Genomic DNA, 4,393 nt, shown 5'->3' with positions numbered 1-4,393 from the left:
CCCGCGCGTTCATCGACGTGCGCGAGGTCTCCTGGATGCTCCGCGACCTCGGCCAGCACCTCATCGCCGGCGGCCTGCTCACCGGCACCGCCGCCAGCGCCGCCGGCGCGGCAGGCGCGGGCGCGACCGGCGCCGGTGGGTCGCTCGGCGCCACCAGGCCGCGGTCGTTCGGCACCAAGCACGCCGCCGTGGCCGCGAGCGTGCTCGCCGCGCTCGTGATCGGCGCCGGCGCCGCGGCCCTGATCGCCGGCCTGCCCGCCAGTATGTCCATCCAGGCCGTCGGGGAACCGCCCAGCACGGGAGGCTCCGACACTCCCGCGACAAACCCGCCGCACGATCCGGCGCCGCCGCAGAGCTCGGCCGAGCCCGCCGACCCGCCGCGCACCCCGCAGCCGGCCGACGAGAAGTCGCACCCGCCCCCGGCGGCCGAGCCGATCGTGGCACCGGTCGCCGCCGTCGAACCGGCGGCCGCCTCAAAGCCGCACTCGCGGCCCAAGCCCGAGTCCCGCCCCGAGCCGCCCCGGGCGACGCCTGCCCCGGAGAAGCCCAAGCCGGCCAAGCCCGAGGCCCCGCCTGCCAAGCCCGATCCGGCGCCCAAGCCCGAGAAGCCGTCGGCGCCCGGCCCTCCCGACAAGGGCCAGACGAGCGGCCCGCCCGGCAACCCGGGCAACGAGCACGGCAAGGGCCCGGGCAAGGGCAACGGTCACGGGAACGGGCACGGGAACGGCAAGGGGTCGGGTCACGGCAACGGGTCAGGCCACGGCAACGGCAAGGGTTCCGGCCAGAGCAACGGCTCGGGTCACGGCAACGGCAAGGGTTCCGGCCAGAGCAACGGCTCGGGTCACGGCAACGGCAAGGGTTCCGGCCAGGGCTCAGGTCACGGCCACGGCCACGGCAAGGGCTCAGGCCAGGGCGCCGGAAACAGCCAGGGCCACGGCTCGGGATCCGGCAAGGGGCATGGGAACGGCAAGGGCCAGGGCGCTGGCAAGGGCCACGGTCACGGTCACGGTCACGGCAACGGCAAGGGTCCCGGCGCCAACCACGACAAGGGCAAGGGTCCGGGCCACGGCAAGGGTGCCGGGTCCCCTCGCAACTGACCGAAACCGACGCCCAGCCGAGCCCTTGTGTTGGTCGGCACTCGGCACAGCACGGTCGCAGTCGGCAATCGGCAATCGGCAATCGGCAATCGGCAATCGGCAAGTTCGGCAGTTGGCACCCAGGCTCGGCAGTCGGCATCGAGATCGGCTCAGGCCTGGGTCGATCTCAGTGCCAACTGCCGATGCTGCTGCAGACGCCGTGCTAACTGCCGACCCCACCCAGCCCAGCCCCGCGCAACCCGCCCAGGCCCCCACACCGCCACACGACCGCCCCTACTCCCCCTCGGCTCCCCCCGGCACAAAATCCAGCGCCCCGGTCCTTACTTGCTCCAGCGCCAGCGTCGACGCCCCCACGATCACCGCGTCCGCCCCGAACGACGACGGCACGAGCTCCGGCGCCGGCGGGTGCACCATCCCCTCCAGCACCACTGCGGTCCGCCGCAGCAGGTCCCCGACGACAGGCGCCACCCCGCCCGCCACGACGATCCGGTCCACGTCGAGCATGCCGTCGATGACGGCGCACACCCGGGCGAGGCGGTCGGCCAGCCGGTCCACCACGGCGACGGCGCCGACGTCGCCGTCCGCGGCCGCCGCGAACACCGCGGGCGCGTCGATCGCGTCCACGGCGAGGGCGCCCAGCGCGCTGTCGGCGGGCAGGTCGCCGGACTCGCGCACCTCCCGGCCCCAGGTGCGGGCGAGGTAGCCGATGCCGTGCGGGCTGCCGACACCGACCACGTAGTCGAGCAGCCGCATCTCGCCGGCGCCGCCGTAGCTGCCGCGCACCAGGGCGCCGTCCACCACGATGCCGGCGCCGAACCGCTCGCCGGACAGCAGCGCCGCGAACGACCGGGCGTCACGCCCGGCCCCGAGGGCGCGTTCGGCGTGCGCGGCGAGGTTCGCGTCGTTCTCGACGGTCGTGTGCCAGCCGCGTTCCCGGAAGTGCGCGGCGAAGCCGGGGTTCATGCGCGCCCAGAACTTGTTCTGCCCCGGCGGCGACGCGCCGTCCACGTCGGTCTGCGCCGGCACCCCGACGGCGATCGCCAGCACCCGCGCCGGATCGACGCCGCCCGAGGCGAGCGCCTGCTCGATCGTCGTGTCGGTGAGCGCCAGACGGTCGGCCGCGTTGTCGTGCTCCGGGTCGATCGGGTGCTCCCGCCGGCTCACCTCGGCGCCCCGCAGGTCGCAGACCGTGGCGAGCACGCGGTGCTGGCCGGCGTCGACCCCGACCACGTATCCGGCGTCGGACCGGAGCCGGTAGAGGCGGGCGGGCCGGCCCTTGCCGGTGGCCTCGGGCACGCGCTCGACCTCGCGCATCCAGCCGAGCTCGATCAGCTCGGCGCACCGGCTGATCACGGTGGAGCGCGTGAGCCCGGTGGCGTCCATCGCCTCGGTGGCGGTGAAGACGTCGTGGTCCCAGGCGAACTCGAGCACGCCCACGGTGTTGATGCGTCTCAGCAGTCCGGACGACGACCCGCTCTGGGGTGCTCGACTCACGCTTGACCTTTCGTGCTCAACGTTGGAGGCTCTCACCAGGGCATTAAATCTAATGCTCGCATAAAATAGCCGACGGCCCGCAGCACGCCCGACGAGCAAAGGATCCAGCACGTGACCAGCACCCTCAGCGAGCAGCAGCTCCTCGTCGACGACCCCACCTGGTGGCGGCAGGCCACCGTCTACCAGATCTACCCGCGCAGCTTCGCCGACGCGAACGGCGACGGGATCGGCGACCTGCGCGGCATCATCTCGCGGGTGCCGTACCTGCGGCGGCTCGGCGTCGACGCCGTCTGGCTCAGCCCCTTCTACCCGTCGGCCCTGGCGGACGGAGGGTACGACGTCGCCGACTACCGCGACGTCGACCCGCGGATCGGCACGCTGGACGAGTTCGACCAGATGGTCGAGGCGCTGCACGGCGCCGGCATCCGCGTGATCGTCGACATCGTGCCCAACCACTCCTCCGACCTGCACGTCTGGTTCCAGCAGGCCCTTGCCGCCGCGCCCGGCAGCCCGGAGCGGGAGCGGTACATCTTCCGCGACGGCCTGGGCGAGGACGGCTCGCAGCCGCCCGCCGACTGGACCAGCATCTTCGGCGGCCCGTCGTGGACGCGCGTGCCCGACGGCCAGTGGTACCTGCACCTGTTCGCCAAGGAGCAGCCGGACTTCAACTGGGACAACCCGGAGGTCCGCGAGGACTTCCACCAGACCCTGCGGTTCTGGTCGGACCGGGGCGTGGACGGGTTCCGCATCGACGTGGCGCACGGCCTGACCAAGGACCTCGCCGAGAACCTCCCGTCGCAGGCCGAGCTGGACGCCATCACCGAGCCCGGCGCGCACCCCCTGTGGGACCGCGACGAGGTGCACGAGATCTACGCCGGCTGGCGCAAGGTCTTCGACGAGTACACCCCGCCGCGCATCGCCGTGGCCGAGGCCTGGGTCGACACGCCCCGCCGGCCCCGGTACGCAAGCGCCGCCGGCCTGGGCCAGGCGTTCAACTTCGATCTGCTGGAGGCCGACTTCGACGCGGCCCAGTTCACGAAGATCATCGCCGACAACCTGGCGCTGTCCGCGGCGTCCGGCTCGTCGACGACGTGGGTGTTCTCCAACCACGACGTCGTGCGGCACGCCACCCGCTACGCGCTGCCGCCGCGCGACGGCAAGCCGGGCAAGCAGGGCCGGGACTGGCTGCTGTCGGGCGGCACGGAGCCCACCGCCGACGTCGAGCTCGGCCTGCGCCGGGCCCGGGCCGCAACGCTGCTCATGCTGGGCCTGCCGGGCAGCGCGTACCTCTACCAGGGCGAGGAGCTCGGGCTGCCCGAGGTCGCCGATATCCCCGCTGACCAGCACCAGGACCCGGCGTTCTTCCGGAACCCGGGCGTGGACCCGGGCCGGGACGGCTGCCGCGTGCCGCTGCCGTGGACGCGCGGGGGCTCCTCGTTCGGGTTCGGCGCCGGGAGCGCGCACCTGCCGCAGCCCGCGGGCTACGGCGAGCTGTCGGCCGAGGCGCAGGACGGCGTCGCCGGCTCGACGCTGGAGCTGTACCGCTCGGCGCTCGCGCTGCGCCACGAGCTGCAGTCCGAGGAGACCCTGGAGTGGGTGGAGGCACCCGACGACGTCGTGCACTTCGTGCGGCCGGGCGGCTGGCACGTGGTGACGAACTTCGGCGCGGAGCCGACGGCGCTGCCCGCCGGCGAGGTGCTGGTCACGAGCGAGCCTCTGGCCGACGGCCTGCTGCCGGGCGCGACGACGGCGTGGGTCCGCACGGCGTGACACCGCACGGCGTGATCGCGTGACCATGCGGC

The 4,393-nt window shown here is 73.8% G+C and carries 2 protein-coding genes and 1 pseudogene; 2 read left to right on the top strand and 1 reads right to left on the bottom strand.

Going from position 1 to position 4,393, the window contains the following annotated elements:
- A pseudogene (locus tag ACFU5G_RS29270) lies at positions 1-1,097 on the top strand (hypothetical protein); the annotation flags it as partial.
- 273 nt (positions 1,098-1,370) lie between these two features.
- Here ACFU5G_RS29270 and ACFU5G_RS29265 read toward each other — a convergent pair.
- A complete protein-coding gene (locus ACFU5G_RS29265; RefSeq protein WP_377252546.1) occupies positions 1,371-2,591 on the bottom strand; it encodes an ROK family protein in 1,221 nt (406 codons plus the stop codon).
- Positions 2,592-2,702: 111 nt separating this feature from the next.
- Here ACFU5G_RS29265 and ACFU5G_RS29260 point away from each other — a divergent pair, with 111 nt between their 5' ends.
- The gene (locus tag ACFU5G_RS29260; RefSeq protein ID WP_377252544.1) at positions 2,703-4,361 is read left to right on the top strand and encodes an alpha-amylase family glycosyl hydrolase; all 1,659 of its coding nucleotides are present in this window, start codon (positions 2,703-2,705) and stop codon (positions 4,359-4,361) included.
- The last annotated feature ends 32 nt before the right edge of the window (positions 4,362-4,393 follow it).

This window comes from Promicromonospora sp. NPDC057488 (genome assembly GCF_042802395.1).
Taxonomy (GTDB): Bacteria; Actinomycetota; Actinomycetes; order Actinomycetales; family Cellulomonadaceae; genus Promicromonospora.
The sequence above is the reverse complement of the archived record's forward strand: the minus strand, read 5'-3'. Positions and strand labels throughout refer to the sequence as shown.